We start from the raw sequence: 16903 nt of genomic DNA on the forward strand, positions 1-16903 counted from the left end.
GGTTGGGGGAGGGCATGTCCCATGTTCCCCCTTACGCCCCGCAAAATTTCGTTTACCTTGCGCAACATGACCCGCGCTCTTGTTGCTCTTCCGCTCCTCGCCCTGGCCGTGCCGCTTCATGCGCAAGAGGTTTCGCCACAGCGCCTCAAGGCCGATGTCGAAACCCTGGTCGGCTTTGGCACGCGGCACACCATGTCCTCTCCCACCGATCCCAAGCGAGGTATCGGCGCGGCGCGGGCCTGGGCCAAGGCGCAGTTCGCGGCGAGCAGTGCGGCCTGCGGTCAGTGCCTCACCATCGTCACCCCCGAAACCACGGTGACCGGCGAGCGCGTCCCCACGCCCACCAAGATCGTTGATGTCGTGGCCATCCAGCGCGGCACGGAGCGGCCCAACGAGGTCGTCATCGTCGCCGGCCATATCGACAGCCGCGTGAGCGACGTGATGAATGTCACCGCCGATGCCCCCGGCGCCAACGATGATGGTTCGGGCACGGCTCTGGTGCTGGAGGCCGCGCGCGTGCTTTCGGCGCGCAAGTTTCCCACCACCATCGTCTATGCCGTGCTCAGTGGCGAAGAGCAGGGGCTCTATGGCGGCAAGCTGCTGGCCGATTACGCCAAGGCGCAGGGGTGGACGGTGAAGGCCATGTTCAACAACGATATCGTCGGCAATTCGCGCGGGTCTGACGGGCTGGTGGACGATACCCATGTGCGCGTCTTTTCCGAAGGGCCGCGTGGCGTTGGCGATGCCGCGCTCGGCCGTGCGCAGCGCGCGATCGGGGGTGAGAACGACAGCCCCTCGCGCAACCTGTCGCGCTGGCTGGCGGGCCTGACCAATCCTGCCAAGACCGGCCTTGCCGTGCGCCAGGTCTGGCGCGCTGATCGCATGGGCCGGGGCGGCGATCACCTGCCGTTCGAGGCGCTGGGCTATCCCGCCGTGCGTTTTTCGGTCGCGGTCGAAAACTATGATCGCCAGCACCAGGATCTGCGCACCGAGCAGGGACGCCCCTATGGCGATACGGTCGACGCCATGGATTTTACGTATCTCGCCAAGGTAACCCGCCTCAACGTTGCCGGGCTGGCGGCGCTGGCCCGCGCGCCGATGCCGCCGGTCGCCACGGTCAAGGCGGCGGTGCAGACCTTTACCGATATCGCCTGGCAGCCGGTGCTCGGCGCGGTGCGCTATGCCGTGTGGCAGCGCGCCACCGATGCACCGGGCTGGCCGGCCAAGCCCGTGCAAACCACCAGCGACACCCATGTCACGCTGCCCGGCGTGCGCGGCGATGACTGGTTCTTCGGCGTCAGCGCGATCGCGGCCGATGGCAGCATGAGCCCGGTGGCCTCGGCCGTGCCGGGCGGCGGTTTCGGTCCACAGCAGGCCCAGCACTAACTTAAGCGGTTGCGTGGAGACCACGCCAAAGGGGGATTTTCATGCTTCACGCCATCAAGCACGGCTTGCGCAATCTGTTCACGCTTACCGGCCGCGATGGCCGCAAGCAGTTCTGGCTCTATGCGGTTTTCCTGCTGCTGTTGCGTTGGGTGGTCAGCACGGTGGCAACGGTGCCGTTGATGGCCAGCACGATGAACACCGCCTTCACCGCGGCGCGCAACAGCACTGATCCTGCCGCCACGGCCACCGCGGTTCAGGCCAATATCACCGCCGCGCTGCCCCAGATCATGATCCTGGGCATCGTGGTAAGCCTGGTCACTGCGGCCATGCTGCTGTCCAGCCTGGTGCGGCGCTTGCACGATAGCGGGCTATCCGGTTGGTTCGCGCTGTTGCCGGGCGTGCCCTATCTCATTTCGCTGGCGGCCGCCCCGCGCGAAGTGGCGCACACCATGGCGGTAATGCAACAACAGGGCCCTGGCCACCCCGGCGCGGCGCTGCATGCCACCAACTGGAGCATTGCCGCGATCGGCTGGCTGGCCCTTGCCTTGCTGGTGGCGGTGGCGGCGCGCCCGTCCACCCCCGGCACCAACCGCTACGGACCGGAGCCGCTGGATCTGGACGCCTGATCAGGCAGCCACCGCCTCGATCAGCAGGGTGTCGATGGTAAAGCTGCCATCCGCCTCGATCGCAAAATGATCCTGCACTTCGCGCGGGGCCTGCTGCTGGACCTGGCGGATCACGGCGGCATGGGCGGCGGGCGTGCCCATCCGCGCCGTCCATTCGGCAAAGTCCATGCGCAAGCGCCCCGGCTGGATTGCGGTCACGGCAAAGCCGGCCTGGCCCAGCGCCGCCACCCATTCGGCGGCGCTGTAATCGCGCACGTGTGACGCATCGCGCAGCAGTTCCATCACCTGCAAGTGCGTGTCGCACAGCGCCTGGACCGGCGCCACCACATCGGCAAACAGCGCCAGCCCGCCGGGCCGGCACACCCGCCGCGCCTGTGCCAGCCCGCGTGCCAGGCTGTTCCAGTGGTGCGCGGAAAAGCGGCTGCTGATTGCATCGGCATGGCCATCGGCAAAGGGCAGGGTTTCGGCGGCGCTCACGCAGGTGACGATGTTGGCCATGCCACGGCGCGCGCTTTCGGCCTCGACAGCGTCCAGCATGCGCGGGGAAAGATCGGTGGCGATCACCTCGGCACAATGCGGCGCAGCGGCATAAGCCACGTGGCCGCCGCCGGTGCCGATGTCGATCAACCGGGCGGGGCGGCGTTCGGCCAGCGCCTGGGCGATGCGGGCGAGATCGGCACCCTGGGCGTGAACGGTGCTGGAAACATAGGCGGCGGCGCGGCTGCCGAATTGGGCGTCAGCGTGGCTGTCGTGGTTGGGCTGAATCATGGTCTATCCTTTCCCGGCGGGGTGTGGCGCGCAATTTACCCTGTTACAAGATTGGCGTTTATCCTGTTATAAGCGCTGCCATGACCGATACGAGACTGGAACTCGGCCGCTTCCTGCGCGCCATGCGCGAACGCAGCCCGGCCGAGGCAGGGGGCCGCCGCCGCACGCCCGGCCTGCGGCGCGAGGAACTGGCGATCCGCGCCGGGATCAGCACTACTTGGCTGACCTGGCTGGAGCAGGGGCGCGAGGCCAATCCATCGCCCCATGCGCTCGCCCGCCTGGCGCGGGCGCTGGCGCTGTCGGTGGCAGAGCGCGCCTATCTGTTCGAACTGGCCGGCCGGCTCGATCCCGAGGCGCCGGTCGCCCTGGCGCTGGAAGAGGCGCCCGATTCGGTGCGTGTGCTGGTCGATTTCGCGCCTGGCCCGGCCTATGGCCTCGATCGCACCTGGCGCGCGACCTGCTGGAATGCGGCCGCCGCGCGGCTGTTTCCCGGCTGGCTCGACGATCTGGGAGAGCGCAACCTGCTGCGCTACATGTTCCTGCGGGCTGAAGCGCGCGCCATGCTGCCCGATTGGCACGAGCGCGCCCGCCGCCTGATTGCGGAATTTCGCGCCGATCATGCCGGGCGGCATGGCGATCCTGTCAGCGAGCGGATCGTGGCCGATTTGCGCGGGCAAAGCGCTGAATTCGCCAGCCTGTGGGACGAGCAGGTGGTGCAGGGGCGCGAAGGCGGCCTGCGCCGGTTCGATCATCCCTGGGACGGGCATCTGGCCTTTCGTCAGTTCACCTGGATTCCCGCCGATCGCCCCGATACCAAGGTGGTGGTGCTGCACCCGGCGTGATGCGCGCGGCAAAGGTTGCGCTTTGCGCGCCAAACGCCCACATGCGCTGGAATGGCCAAGACCAATTTTCCCGCGGGACTCCCTACGCGCCAGCAGGTGCTCGATTTCATCGCCCAGAGTGCAGAACCAGCCGGCAAGCGCGAGATTGCCAAGGCATTCGGCCTGAGGGGCACGGAAAAGATCGCGCTCAAGGCGCTGCTCAAGGACATGGCCGAAGAGGGCCTGATTGACGGCAACCGCACCGCGTTCCACGCCATGGGCGGCGTGCCCAAGGTGACGGTGCTGCGCGTCGTCGAGATTGACGAAGGCCATGTCCTGGCCATTCCCGACAGCTGGCAGCCCGATGATGCCAGCCCGCCGCCGCGCCTGCGCGTGATCGAGCCCAAGGGCAAGGCGCGGGACCGCCAGGCCGCGCTTAAGCCGGGCGACCGCGTGCTGGCCCGCACTGAAGAGGTCGGCGGGCCAGGCAGTGGCAAGTGGCTGGCCCACCCCATGAAGAAGCTGCCGCAGCAAAGCGAGCAGGTCATGGGCGTGGTCGAACTCGATGGCGTGGGCAAGGGTTGGCTCGCCCCGATCGACAAGCGCGAGCGCCACGCCGCGCCGATTTCCGATCTGGGCGGGGCAGAGGCCGGGCAACTGGTGCTGGCAGAGCCGGCGGGGCGCAGCCCTCGCTCGGGCATGCGGGTAACGGCAGTGCTGGGCGATCCGCTGGCGCCGCGCGCGTTCAGCCTGATCGCGATCCACAAGCACGGCATCCCCATGGCCTTTGCGCCCGAAGCGCTGGACGAGGCGCACGTCGCTGCCAAGCTGCCGCTCAGCCACGATCACCGCGAAGACCTCCGCGCCCTGCCGATCGTCGCGATCGATCCCAGCGACGCTCGCGATCACGACGATGCCATCTGGGCTGAGCCCGATGGCGAGGGCGGCTTCCGCGCCCTTGTCGCCATCGCTGACGTCAGCTTTTACGTGCGCCCCGGCGGTCAGCTCGATCGCGATGCGCGCAAGCGCGGCAATTCGGTCTATTTCCCCGATCGCGTCGTGCCGATGCTGCCCGAAGTGCTCAGCGCCGATGTCTGCTCGCTGAAATCCGGCGCCGATCGCGCGGCCATGGCCTGCCATCTGCACATTGCCGCCGATGGCCGGATCAAGGACTTCCGCTTTACCCGCGCGCTGGTGCGCATCCACGAAGTCATCGCCTATGAAGAGGCGCAGGCCCGCATCGATGAAGATCGGGCCGAGCCGCACCTGCAGAACCTGTGGGCAGCCTGGCGCCTGCTGGAAAAGGCCCGTGCCGCGCGCGATCCGCTGGAACTTGAATTGCCCGAACGCCGCGTGATGCTCGATGACCAGGGCCGCATTGCCCAGATCGCCCTGCGCGAACGGCTCGACGCGCACCGCGTGGTCGAAGACTTCATGATCGCGGCCAACGTGGCGGCGGCCAAGGCGCTGGAAGCCAAGACTGCCCCGGTGGTCTATCGCATTCACGAGCCGCCGAGCCGGGAAAAGCTGCTGGCGCTCAAGGACTATCTCGCCACATTCGATCGCAAGCTGTCGCTGGGCCAGGTGATCACGCCGGGCCTGTTCAACCGCATGCTCAAGGACGTGACTGACGAGGCGGAAAAGGCGCTGGTGATGGAAGCGGTGCTGCGCAGCCAGACCCAGGCCTATTACGGCCCGCGCAATGCCGGGCACTTTGGCTTGGGCCTGGGCAGCTATGCCCACTTTACCTCGCCGATCCGCCGCTATGCCGACTTGCTGGTGCACCGCGCGCTGGTCGATGCCTATGGCCTGGAGCAGCCACGCCCGGCCGATCATGCCGTCCCTGGCACCTCGGGCCTGTCTGATCGCGACAAGGGCGATCTTGCCCGCGTCTCTGACGCCATCAGCGCGGCCGAGCGCCGCGCGATGGAAGCCGAGCGCGAGACGATCGATCGCTATGTTGCGGCCTGGCTATCCACCCGCGTGGGCGAGGTGTTCGACACGCGCATCAGTGGCGTGCAGAAATTCGGGCTGTTCGCCACGATCCTGGGTCTGGGCGGCGATGGCCTGGTGCCGGTGTCGACCCTGGGCGCCGAGCGCTTCAATTACGATGAAAAGGCCCAGCGCCTGGTCGGCGAATTGAGCGGGGAGGAATTTGCCATGGGCATGATCCTCAAGCTGCGCTTGGCCGAAGCCAACCCGCTCACCGGCGCGCTCAAGTTCGAGCCGGTGGACGTGGCCGAAGGCGTACAGCGTATCGAACGGCGTGGCAGCAAGCTGGATGGCAAGCCCAAGCCGCGCGGCAAGCACATGGTCGGCCAACGCGGCCGGCCCGGCAACATTCGACACCAGGGCAAGCGCAAGTAACCCCCTCCGACGGCCTGCGGCCGCCACCTCCCCCGGTGGGGGAGGACCTGCTGATCCTCCCCCACCGGGGGAGGGGAACCGCCGCGAAGCGGTGGTGGAGGGGCGGCGTCAGCTCACCGCGTCGATCGTCTCGTCATCGACGCCGCCCGGCACGATCATCAGCACGCAGGGCAGGGTGCCCGCGGCCGCGGCAAAGTGGGTGATCAGTGGGCCGGGATTGTCCTGCGCCGCGCCCAGCACCAGGGCCGACACTTCCGGGTGCTCCTTGAGGTATTCGCGCACCACCTGCGGGCCGTTGCCCTGCCGCACGCTGATCAGCGGCGCCAGGCCAGATTCGCTGGCCAGGCTGCCGGCCGCGGCTGTCGCCAGCACTTCGGCGCGATCGTGCGCTTCCTGCTCGATGGTGGCCTGAACTCCGGCAAAAGCGACGAATTCCTGGCGCGGCACCAGCGCCAGAATGTGCACCCCGCCGCTGGTGCGCACGGCGCGGCGCGCGGCAAAGCGCAGGGCTCGTGCCGCTTCTTCCGTCTCGTCCATGATTACCAGATAGATGCGCTGCTGGTCTGGCATGTGCTTGATCCGCCCCCGTTTCGCGCAGGTGGTATCGCGAATGCGGGGTTCTGGCAAATAGGTGAGGTGCACGGGCACGGCAGGATGCGTAAAAATCATCGCCCGCGCGCGTCGCTAGAGGCTTGACCGAAGGTGCAAGGCTGGTGAAATGGAGTGGTGAAACAGAAATTCGATTTAACCCGAATTTTTGAGAAAAAACCGGTTTTGCAAACCGAATTGACACTTTTGTCAGCAAGGACACGGAAAACAGCCCATGCCCATCGCGATCAAGATGCCCGCCCTGTCCCCAACGATGGAAGAGGGCACGCTGGCCCGCTGGCTCGTCAAGGTTGGTGACAAGGTTTCCTCGGGCGACATCATGGCCGAAATCGAAACCGACAAGGCCACCATGGAATTCGAAGCGGTGGACGAAGGCACGATCGTGTCGATCGACGTGGCTGAAGGCAGCGAAGGCGTGAAGGTTGGCACCGTGATCGCCATGATCGCCGGCGAAGACGAAGATGCCAGCGCCCCGGCACCGGCCACACCCGCGCCGGCCAAGGCCGCCGAAGCCGCGCCGGCGCCTGCTGCCAGCGCCCCGGCACCCGCTGCGCCTGCTGCTGCCCCGGCCGCCAAGGGCGATCGCGTCATCGCCACGCCGCTGGCCAAGCGCATTGCCGCTGAAAAGGGCATCGACCTGTCGGCCGTCAAGGGCAGTGGCCCGAACGGCCGCGTGACCAAGGCCGATGTGCTGGGGGCCAAGCCCGGTGCGGCTGCAGCGCCCGCCGCCACTGCTGCCCCGGCTGCGCCCGCCGCCGCCACGCCGGCCCCGGCTGCGGCGCCCGCACCGGCTGCAGTGCCCGATTTCGGCATCCCTTACGAAGCGCAGAAGCTCAACAACGTGCGCAAGACCATTGCGCGCCGCCTGACCGAAGCCAAGCAGACCATCCCGCACATCTACCTTACGGTCGACGTGCGCCTCGATGCGCTGCTCAAGCTGCGCAGCCAATTGAACGCCGCGCTTGAAGCGCAGGGCGTCAAGCTTTCTGTCAACGACCTGCTGATCAAGGCGTTGGCCAAGGCCCTGGTCCAGGTGCCCAAGTGCAACGTCAGCTTTGCCGGTGATGAGCTGCGCAGCTTCACCCGCGTCGACGTGTCGGTGGCCGTGGCCGCGCCTTCGGGCCTGATCACGCCGATCATCAAGGATGCCGGGGCCAAGTCGATCTCGGCCATCGCCACCGAGATGAAGCAGCTGGCCGGCAAGGCCCGCGAAGGCAAGCTGCAGCCGCATGAATTCCAGGGCGGCACCGCCTCGCTGTCCAACCTCGGCATGTTCGGCATCAAGCAGTTCGAAGCCGTGATCAATCCGCCGCAGGGCATGATCCTGGCCGTGGGCGCTGGCGAGCAGCGCCCCTACATCGTCGATGGCGCGCTGGGCGTGGCGACGGTGATGAGCGCCACCGGCAGCTTTGACCACCGCGCGATCGACGGGGCCGATGGCGCCGAACTGATGCAGGCGTTCAAGCAGATCGTCGAAAATCCGTTGGCGCTGGTGGCATGAGCGTAAGCAGCCGCGAGCCGGCCATCCGCGTCACCGCCATGCCGGCGGATTGCAACGCCTATGGCGACATTTTCGGCGGATGGCTGATGTGCCTGATGGACAATGCTGCGGGGCTGATCGCCTCGCGGCGTTGTCGCGGGCGCGCGGTCACCATCGCGCTCGACGGCATGCAGTTCCTCAATCCGGTGAAGGTGGGTGACGAGGTGTCGGTCTATGGCGAAATCGAAAAGACCGGGCGCACTTCGATGACCATCGCCATCGAGGCATGGCGCCGCGAACGCCATCGCGAGCAGTCCTCGATGGTCACCCAGGCCAAGTTCACGTTTGTTGCCGTTGACGGCACCGGCCGGCCCCGCCCGGTTGACGAATAAGGAGAATTCCAAGTGGCTGATCAATATGACGTGATCGTCCTCGGTTCGGGTCCTGGCGGCTATGTAGCGGCAATCCGCTGCGCCCAGCTGGGCCTCAAGACCGCCATTGTCGAGCGCGAGCTGCTCGGCGGCATCTGCCTCAACTGGGGCTGCATTCCCACCAAGGCGCTGCTGCGCTCGGCCGAAGTGCTCAACCACATGAAGCACGCGGCGAGCTATGGCCTGGCGGCCGACAACATCCGCGCCGATCTGGACGCGGTGGTCAAGCGTTCGCGCGGCGTGGCCAAGCAGCTTAACCAGGGCGTGACGCACCTGATGAAGAAGAACAAGATCACCGTGCACATGGGCACGGGCGTCTTGAAGAGCCCCACCAGCATCGAAGTGACCGGCGACAAGGGCACCGAAACGATTTCGGCCAAGCACGTGATCGTCGCCACTGGCGCCCGCGCACGTGACCTGCCGTTTGCCAAGGCCGATGGCAACCGCGTGTGGACCTATCGCCACGCGATGACGCCCAAGGAACTGCCGAGCAAGCTCCTGGTCATCGGCTCGGGCGCGATCGGTATCGAGTTCGCCAGCTTCTACAACGACATGGGCGCTGACGTGACCGTGGTCGAAATGCTCGATCGCGTCGTGCCGGTGGAAGACGCCGATGTTTCGGCATTCCTCGAAAAGGCGCTGACCAAGCAGGGCATGAAGATCATGACCGGCGCGGGCGTGGAAAGCCTGGCGGTGTCGGCCAATGGCGTGAAGGCCAAGATCAAGGCCAAGGACGGCAAGGTGATCGACGGCGATTACAGCCATGTGATCGTGGCGGTCGGCATCGTGCCCAATACCGAGAACATCGGGCTTGAAGCACAGGGCGTGAAGATGGAGCGCGGCTTCATCCAGATCGACGGCTATGGCCGCACCGGCGCCAAGGGCCTGTGGGCGATCGGCGACGTGACGCCCGGGCCGTGGCTGGCGCACAAGGCGAGCCACGAGGGCGTGATCGCGGCAGAAGCCATTGCGGCCGAACTCGGCAATAAGGACGTGCACCCGCACCCGATGGACCGCGCCAACATCCCCGGCTGCACCTATTGCCACCCGCAGATCGCCAGCGTCGGCCTGACCGAGGCCAAGGCCAAGGAAGCGGGTTACACCGTCAAGGCCGGCACGTTCCCGTTCATCGGCAACGGCAAGGCCATCGCGCTGGGCGAGCCGGAAGGCTTCGTCAAGACGGTGTTCGATGCCAAGACCGGCGAACTCTTGGGCGCGCACATGATCGGCGCCGAAGTGACCGAAATGATTCAGGGCTTTGTCGTGGGCAAGACGCTGGAAACCACCGAGGCCGAACTGATGCACACGGTGTTCCCGCACCCGACGATCAGCGAATCCATGCATGAATCGGTGCTCGCCGCCTACGGCCGCGCCCTGCACATCTAAGCTGGGTCTGCTCCCCTCCCGCATGCGGGAGGGACACCTACCTACTCCCCTCCCGCGTGCGGGAGGGGTTGGGGGAGGGCATGTTGAACCCCAACCGCCCCCCCTTGCCAAACCTCCACCAATCCCCCACGGCCCCAGGCATGACGCACGATGTGATCATCCTGGGCGCCGGGGCGGCTGGCCTGTTCTGCGCGGCCACGGCGGCTGCGCGCGGGCGCCGCGTGGTGGTGCTCGATCACGCCGAAAAGCCGGGCAAGAAAATCCTGATCTCGGGCGGCGGACGGTGCAATTTCACCAATCTGCACACCGCGCCCGATCGCTATCTGTCCGAAAATCCGCATTTCGCGCGCTCTGCGCTCAGCCGGTTTACCCCGGCCGATTTCATTGCCCTGGTCGATGCCCACGGCATTGCCTGGCATGAAAAGACGCTGGGGCAGTTGTTCTGCGATGGCTCTGCCCGCCAGATCGTCGACATGCTGTTGGACCAGTGCGCCGCCGCCGGCGCGCAGGTGCGCTGCAACAGCCCGATCGGCGCGGTGCGCCACGCCGATGGCCTGTTCCATGTCAGCGCGGGGGAAAGCGCATTTGCCGCCCTGTCGCTGGTCATCGCCACGGGCGGCCCGGCCATTCCCAAGATCGGCGCCACCGGCTTTGCCTATGATCTGGCGCGGCAATTCGGCCTCAAGGTGGTGCAACCGCGCCCCGCGCTGGTGCCGCTCACCCTCCCGGCCGAGGCTGCGTTGTTCCGTGAACTGTCGGGCATTGCGGCCCCGGTTGAAGCCAGCTGCGGCAAGGCGCGGTTTCCCGAAGCGGCGCTGTTTACCCATCGCGGGCTGTCCGGCCCGGCGATCCTCCAGGTGTCCTCGTACTGGAAGCGCGGCGAGGCCGTGCGGATCGATTTCCTGCCCGGCCGCACGGGCGACTGGCTGCTCGATGCCAAGCGCCAGCGCCCGCGAGCCGGCCTGCGCAGCGTGCTGGGCGAGGCGCTGCCCGAGCGCCTGGCCACCGCCCTGGCCGACCAGCTTGGCCTGGCCGCTGAAATGGGCAACCTGCCCGACAAGGCGCTGCGCGCCGCGCAAGCGCGACTGCATGCCTGGGATTTCATGCCCGATGGCAGCGAAGGCTTTGCCAAGGCCGAAGTGACCGCCGGCGGCATCAGCACGGCCGAACTGTCGCAGCGCACGATGGAGGCACGCAAGGTGCCGGGCCTTTTCGCCATCGGGGAGGCGGTGGACGTGACCGGTTGGCTGGGCGGGTATAATTTCCAGTGGGCCTGGGCCAGTGCGCACGCGGCCGGCATGGCCGCCTGATCGGGGGAATACCTAGGGAAAAGCGGGTTGAACCGGCAGAAACCTGCCGGATAACGGCGGGATAATGCCCATTGGGTGCAAGCACGTGCCCTTAAAAATACCCGCTGTTGATGGTCCATGTGGCCTGTTCGCCATGGAAAGCCCGCCAGCCGGGCATCGTGCGATCAAGGACCACACCCCCATGCCCAGCTATACCGATGCGTCGGTCGTCTCGACCTATGCGCTCACCGGCAACAAATACTTTGACGCCTTGCTCTATTCCAAGGCCATGTTCCGCTCCAAGTGGTCGACCATTGCCGATGGCAAGACGGCGATCACCTACAGCTTCCCGTGGCTCGATAGCGTCGCCAGCAAGTTTGCCAATGGCTATGGCAGCGAACCGGGCGCGGCCACCCATGGCGCCATGCCCAGCGCGCAGATCGCCAACATCAAGGCGGCGTTCCAGGCGTGGTCCGATGTGACCAACATCACCTTTACCCAGGTGAGCGAGACCGACAGCGGCACCGTCGGCGATATCCGCGTCGCGCAATCGTCCAGCGTGAGCGGGCAATACTGGGGCTATTGCAAGCTGGTATCCAATGGCGCGGCCAATGCCCATGGCGATATCTGGATTTCGCCCAGCTATGGCAATGGCTCGTTCGCGGTGGGCACCTACAACTACATGGCGATGATGCATGAGGTCGGCCACGCCCTGGGTCTCGATCACCCGTTTGAAGGCAACAAGATGCCCTCGGGCTTTGACGTGCGCAATTACACGATCATGTCCTACACCGATCCCAAGGGGGTGTGGTGGGTGAACAGCGGCACGGGGCAGACCGAATACCTGATCAAGTCGCCGATGGTCTATGACATCGCCGCGATCCAGGCGATCTATGGCGCCAACACCGGCTTTCACGCGGGTGATGATACCTATAGCTATTCAGCCACCGCCCCGTTCTTCGCCGCGATCTGGGATGGCGGTGGCAATGACACGATCGATGTCAGCGCCTTTTCCAAGGGGTGCCGCGTCGATCTGCACGCCGGTGCGTATTCCACCCTGGTGTTCGACAACCTGCAAACCCTGACCAACAATCTGGGCATTGCCTTCAACTGCACGATCGAAAATGCCACGGGCGGCAGCGGGGCCGACAAGCTGGTCGGCAACGATATCGCCAACGTGCTGTTCGGCCGCGACGGCGACGATACGCTGACAGGCAATGGCGGCAACGACACGCTCAACGGCGGCGCGGGCAAGGACGTGCTGCTGGGCGGCAACGATGCCGATACGCTGATCGGCGGGGCAGGGCAGGACACGTTGACCGGGGGCGCCGGCGCGGACGCTTTCGTTTTTACCGCCATTTCCGATTTTGCCGGGCAAGACCTAGCCAGCTGCGATGCGATCACCGATTTCAGCAAGACGCAGAAAGACGTGATCAAGCTCAACCAGATCGACGCCATCACCACCAATGCCAACGCCGATGATCCCTTCACTTTCATCGGCACCGCCAATTTCCACAAGGTGGCGGGCGAATTGCGCTATATGTACAGCGGCGGCGCCACGGTGATCCAGGGTGACTTCAATGGCGATGGCGTGGCTGATTTCTGGCTGAAAGCGGCGGGCAAGATCGCCTTTGCCGCCACTGATTTCGTGCTCTAGCCTGGGCGCCTTGCCAGGGGGAGGCGCGCTCACGCCTCCACTTTGAACCTGTCGTCCGTCCCGTAACGCGGCAGGCTTGCCTACCAAGGCAGGCCTTCAACTGTTCGGGAATGCACGCGTGGCCACGTATACCCAGGCATCGCCGGTCAAGACCTATTCGCTGACCGCCGATGCGCGGTTCAATGCCTTGCTTCAGGCCGATCCCGCCTATCGCCTGGCGTGGTCCACCGTTTCGGCCGGCAAGACGGTGGTCAGCTACAGCTTCATCTGGGGCGGCGGCGTCGCCTCGGCCTTTGCCAGTGGCTATGGTACCGAAATGACCGCAGCCACAGTCGGCGCCTTGCCGTCTGGTGACTATGCCAATGTCGCCCTGGCGTTTGCGCAATGGGCCAATGTCGCCAACCTTTCGTTCAAGCAGGTGGCCGAAACCGCCGGTGGCACGGTGGGAGACATTCGCCTGGGCCTGTCCTCGCGCGTGGGCGATGCCTGGGGCTATACCAAGGCCACGGCTGGCGGGGCGGCCAACAGCCACGGCGATATCTGGATCAACCCGCTGTATGGGCGCGATTCCTACGCGGTGAACACCTACAATTTCACCGCTCTGATGCACGAAATCGGCCACGCCCTGGGCCTGGCGCATCCATCCGAAGGCTTCATCATCCCCACCGGGTATGATTATCGCACCTACACGATCATGTCCTACAACGATCCCTATGGGGTCTATGCCTATAACCCGGCCAAGGAAGACTTCGACTATATCATCCAGACGCCGATGGTTTACGATATCGCCGCGATCCAGGCGATCTATGGCGCCAACATGAGCTATCATGCCGGCGACAACACCTATGCCTATTCGCCCGGCAGCCCATTTTACGCCACGATCTGGGATGCCGGCGGCAAGGATCTGATCGACCTGCGCACGTTCAAGCTGGATTGCTGGGTCGATCTCCACCCTGGCGCCTATTCCACGCTGGGGTTTACCAATGTCAGCGTGTCCAACAACCTCGGCATCGCCTACAACGTGACGATCGAGGATTGCTATGGCGGCGCCGGCAACGACACGCTGGTGGGCAACGAGGCGAACAACGCGCTCTATGGCAACGCCGGCAACGACCGGCTCTATGGCTATGGCGGGAATGACAAGCTTTCGGGCGGCAAGGGCGATGACATTCTCTCGGGCGGCGATGGCAACGATACCTTCCTGGCCGGTGATGACCTGGGCAACGATCGCTATGTCGGCGGGCCTGGCCTCGATCTTGTGACGTATGCCGGCGCGACGGTGGGCGTCACGGTCAACCTGGCGACGGGAGTGGGCGATGGCACCGCCGCCGGCCTGGGCAAGGACACGATCTCGGGCGTGGAGCGCGTTACCGGTTCGGCCTACGCGGATACCCTGCTGGGTGATGCCAACGACAATATCCTGTCGGGCAACGGCGGTAACGATACGATCAACGGCATGGCCGGCGCCGATACCTTGCGCGGCGGATCGGGCCAGGACCGGCTCACCGGCGGCAGCGGCGCCGATCGCTTCGTGTTTGAGCGGGTGATCGAATTTGCCGGAAGCACAGCCACCACGTGTGACGTGATCACCGATTTCAAGCATGCGGACGGCGATCTGATCGTGTTGACGCCGATTGACGCGAACAGCCTGACCAGCGCCGACGATGCCTTTGCGTTCATCGGCACGGCCGCCTTCCACCATGTGGCGGGCGAGTTGCGCTATGCTATCACCGGCGGCAACACCCTGGTTCAGGGGGACATCAACGGCGATGGCCTGGCTGATTTCGCGCTGCTGCTGCAAGGCAGCCTGTCGCTGGCAAAGGGCGATTTCCTGCTCTGAACGGCTACGCACTTTCCGCAGGGGCGCCCAACGGTTTGTTGGCCATGGCGGGTCTAAGCCGGCCAAAATGCCGGAGACGACCATGTTCGGATTGCGCAAAGTCTTTGGGAGCCCTGCCGCGCCCGCGCCACTGCCCACCTTGGCGGCGTGGGATCAAGACGTGCCGCCTGTCGAGAGTTTTGTCCCGCTGGCGCAGCCGTCGATGCGTGTGGTGCGCAGCAACAGCATGCTGCACGGGCTGGGCCACGAAACCTTCCGCTTTGGCGATGTCGCGGCAGCGCTGGTCATGGCCTATGTGTCCCCGCACGTCGATTTCGAAACGGTGGTGCAGCGTTTGCGTCCGTTGTGCGCGCCGGCGCGCGTGGTGGCAGTCACCACGGCGGGCGAACTGTGCGTCGATGGCCAGGGGCCACTTTATTGCCCGGCCGATGGCGTGTGGGACAGCGTGGTGGTGCAGGTCTTCGGACCCGACCTGTTTGCCGCTACCAGCATCCACGCCGTTCCCCTGGCGAACGCCGATATTCGCGCCGGCAGGCCCAGCAAGGCGCAGGAGGCCCGCGTCGACGAGATTGCCGGTCACCTCTCGCGCCTGTCGGTGTCATTTCCGGTGCGGCACCATGATACGCTGGCACTCACCCTGATCGACGGGCTTTCCGCCAGCGAGAACTTCTTCATGGAAGCGGTCTATCGCTGCGGCCGCTTCCCATGCGTGTTCATCGGTGGATCGGCTGGCGGCAAGCTGGATTTCCAGGCGACCTGGCTGTTCGACGGCGAACGCTTCTTGCAGGACCATGCGGTGATCGTGTTTGCCAAGATGCGCGAGGGCGCGCGCTTCGGCATCTTCAAGACGCAGAACTTCGTCGATACCGGGCGCAGCGTGATCATCATGGAGGCTTCGGCCGAAACCCGCTGCGTCACTTCGGTGGTGGAGCCCGGCTCGGTGGAGATCGTGCCGGTGGTCGATGCACTCAGCGCCATGATGGGGTGCCAGCCGCATGATCTGGAACAGCGCCTACAAGGGCACACGTTTGCCATCCGCCTGAACGACCAGCTGTTCGTGCGCTCCATCGCCAGCATCGATGTGGCGGCCGGGGCCGTGCATTTCTATTGCGACATCAATCCCGGCGATGAATTGCACCTGGTGGCCGCCACCGATTTTGCCGGGCAGACCAGGGCCGATCTGGAGGCGTTCCTGCGGGGCAAGCCGCATCCGGTGGGTGCCCTGCTCAACGACTGCATCCTGCGCCGCCTGGGCAATGGCGCGCAGCTCGGCGCGCTCGACGGGCTGTGGGGCGATGTGCCGGCGGCGGGCTTTTCCACCTTCGGCGAGCTGCTAGGCATCAACGTCAACCAGACCTTGACGGCGGTGGTCTTCTTCAAGCCCGCGCCGGGCGAGGTGCTGGCCGAACCGTTCGTAGAGCAGTTCCCCATCCACTATGCGCAGTTCGCGCGCTATTTCGTGGAAACGCGGCTCAACCAGCAGCGCCTGATCAACGGACTGCGCCAGCAGTTGCTGGGCCGGCTTACCGATTTTGTGATGAAGACCGCGCGCCTCGCGCACGAGCTGGACCAGGTGGCCAGCGGAACCGAGGATGTGCGCCGCAATGTCGATGCCATGCGCACCGAGATCGAGCAGCGGCTGGCGGGCCTCGCCCACAGCGACGGGGAAGGGGTGCTCGATACCGAATTCGGCCATGTCGCCCAGGCCATGGCCCAGCTGCGCGACATCGTGGAAGTGATCGACAAGATCAACATGCAGACCAACCTGCTCTCGCTCAACGCCGGGATCGAGGCCGCACGCGCCGGCGAGGCCGGGCGCGCCTTTGCCATCGTCGCCAACGAAGTGCGCAGCCTGGCCAAGATGACCCGTACAACGCTCGATCAAAGCCGGGAATCGCTGGGCCAGGTCGATAACTCGATGACGCGCCTGGGTGGCCATGTCGCGCAGACAGAGGCCAAGCTGGGCAATGCCCGCAATGGCTTTGATGTCATCACCGCCAGCCTCGGCGCGATGTTCGCCTCGTTCTCGCGCATTGGCGACTTGCTGGGATCGGTGGAGCAGATGGCCCGCCAGCAGACCGGCATGATGAGCCAGGTCGAGCTGGAGATAGAGCGCCTGCGCCGGGTAGAGGGCCAGCAGGCGTAAGCAGCCTAGCCCGTCTTATTCATCAGGGTGGGGCAAAGGGTTGGCGGGAGTGGCGTAAGCCTCTGATCTGAATTAGGATCTGGGTGTCTAGTCCGAA

13 protein-coding genes are annotated in these 16903 nt (G+C 65.6%); 11 read left to right on the top strand and 2 right to left on the bottom strand.

All coding sequences use genetic code 11. From position 1 onward, the window contains the following. Positions 1 to 66 precede the first annotated feature (66 nt). Both FHW97_RS21125 and FHW97_RS21130 read left to right on the top strand, forming a co-directional pair. Positions 67 to 1386 carry a M28 family peptidase gene (locus FHW97_RS21125; protein WP_171799678.1) on the top strand — a complete coding sequence of 440 codons (1320 nt, stop codon included), beginning with the start codon at positions 67 to 69 and terminating at the stop codon, positions 1384 to 1386. A gap of 41 nt (positions 1387 to 1427) precedes the next feature. After that, on the top strand, positions 1428 to 2012 hold the full coding sequence (locus FHW97_RS21130; protein WP_171799679.1) for a DUF805 domain-containing protein: 585 nt from the start codon (positions 1428 to 1430) through the stop codon (positions 2010 to 2012). Here the strand turns inward: FHW97_RS21130 and FHW97_RS21135 are convergent, their stop codons facing one another. Further along, the gene (locus FHW97_RS21135) at positions 2013 to 2780 is read right to left on the bottom strand and encodes a class I SAM-dependent methyltransferase (protein ID WP_171799680.1); all 768 of its coding nucleotides are present in this window, start codon (positions 2778 to 2780) and stop codon (positions 2013 to 2015) included. Positions 2781 to 2860: 80 nt separating this feature from the next. Here FHW97_RS21135 and FHW97_RS21140 point away from each other — a divergent pair, with 80 nt between their 5' ends. Both FHW97_RS21140 and FHW97_RS21145 read left to right on the top strand, forming a co-directional pair. Beyond that, positions 2861 to 3622, top strand: coding sequence for a helix-turn-helix domain-containing protein (locus tag FHW97_RS21140; protein ID WP_171799681.1), 762 nt, complete (start codon positions 2861 to 2863; stop codon positions 3620 to 3622). Positions 3623 to 3673: 51 nt separating this feature from the next. Further along, positions 3674 to 5968, top strand: coding sequence for a ribonuclease R family protein (locus tag FHW97_RS21145; protein ID WP_171799682.1), 2295 nt, complete (start codon positions 3674 to 3676; stop codon positions 5966 to 5968). Between the two features lie 108 nt (positions 5969 to 6076). Here the strand turns inward: FHW97_RS21145 and FHW97_RS21150 are convergent, their stop codons facing one another. Next, positions 6077 to 6538, bottom strand: coding sequence for a universal stress protein (locus FHW97_RS21150; RefSeq protein WP_171799683.1), 462 nt, complete (start codon positions 6536 to 6538; stop codon positions 6077 to 6079). Between the two features lie 253 nt (positions 6539 to 6791). Here FHW97_RS21150 and FHW97_RS21155 point away from each other — a divergent pair, with 253 nt between their 5' ends. From FHW97_RS21155 to FHW97_RS21185, 7 genes are all read left to right on the top strand, one after another. After that, positions 6792 to 8078, top strand: a complete 1287-nt coding sequence (locus FHW97_RS21155; protein ID WP_171799684.1) for a pyruvate dehydrogenase complex dihydrolipoamide acetyltransferase — start codon at positions 6792 to 6794, stop codon at positions 8076 to 8078. Continuing rightward, entirely contained in the window at positions 8075 to 8449 is a 375-nt protein-coding gene (locus FHW97_RS21160) for an acyl-CoA thioesterase (protein ID WP_022677071.1), read from the top strand. The genes FHW97_RS21155 and FHW97_RS21160 overlap by 4 nt, the downstream gene beginning before the upstream one ends. 12 nt (positions 8450 to 8461) lie before the next feature. Beyond that, the gene (lpdA, locus tag FHW97_RS21165) at positions 8462 to 9874 is read left to right on the top strand and encodes a dihydrolipoyl dehydrogenase (RefSeq protein ID WP_022677072.1); all 1413 of its coding nucleotides are present in this window, start codon (positions 8462 to 8464) and stop codon (positions 9872 to 9874) included. 140 nt (positions 9875 to 10014) lie between these two features. Next, positions 10015 to 11184 (top strand): NAD(P)/FAD-dependent oxidoreductase, encoded by a 1170-nt coding sequence (locus tag FHW97_RS21170; protein ID WP_171799685.1) that lies wholly within the window; start codon positions 10015 to 10017, stop codon positions 11182 to 11184. A gap of 181 nt (positions 11185 to 11365) precedes the next feature. Beyond that, entirely contained in the window at positions 11366 to 12820 is a 1455-nt protein-coding gene (locus FHW97_RS22280) for a M10 family metallopeptidase (RefSeq protein ID WP_171799686.1), read from the top strand. A gap of 118 nt (positions 12821 to 12938) precedes the next feature. Further along, positions 12939 to 14660, top strand: coding sequence for a M10 family metallopeptidase (locus FHW97_RS22410; protein ID WP_171799687.1), 1722 nt, complete (start codon positions 12939 to 12941; stop codon positions 14658 to 14660). Between the two features lie 82 nt (positions 14661 to 14742). Next, positions 14743 to 16806: an FIST N-terminal domain-containing protein gene (locus FHW97_RS21185; RefSeq protein ID WP_171799688.1), complete on the top strand. Its 2064-nt coding sequence runs from the start codon at positions 14743 to 14745 to the stop codon at positions 16804 to 16806. Positions 16807 to 16903 lie beyond the last annotated feature (97 nt).

Origin of the sequence: Novosphingobium sp. SG754 (genome assembly GCF_013149315.1) — a bacterium.
In the GTDB taxonomy this organism is placed as follows: Bacteria; Pseudomonadota; Alphaproteobacteria; order Sphingomonadales; family Sphingomonadaceae; genus Novosphingobium; species Novosphingobium capsulatum.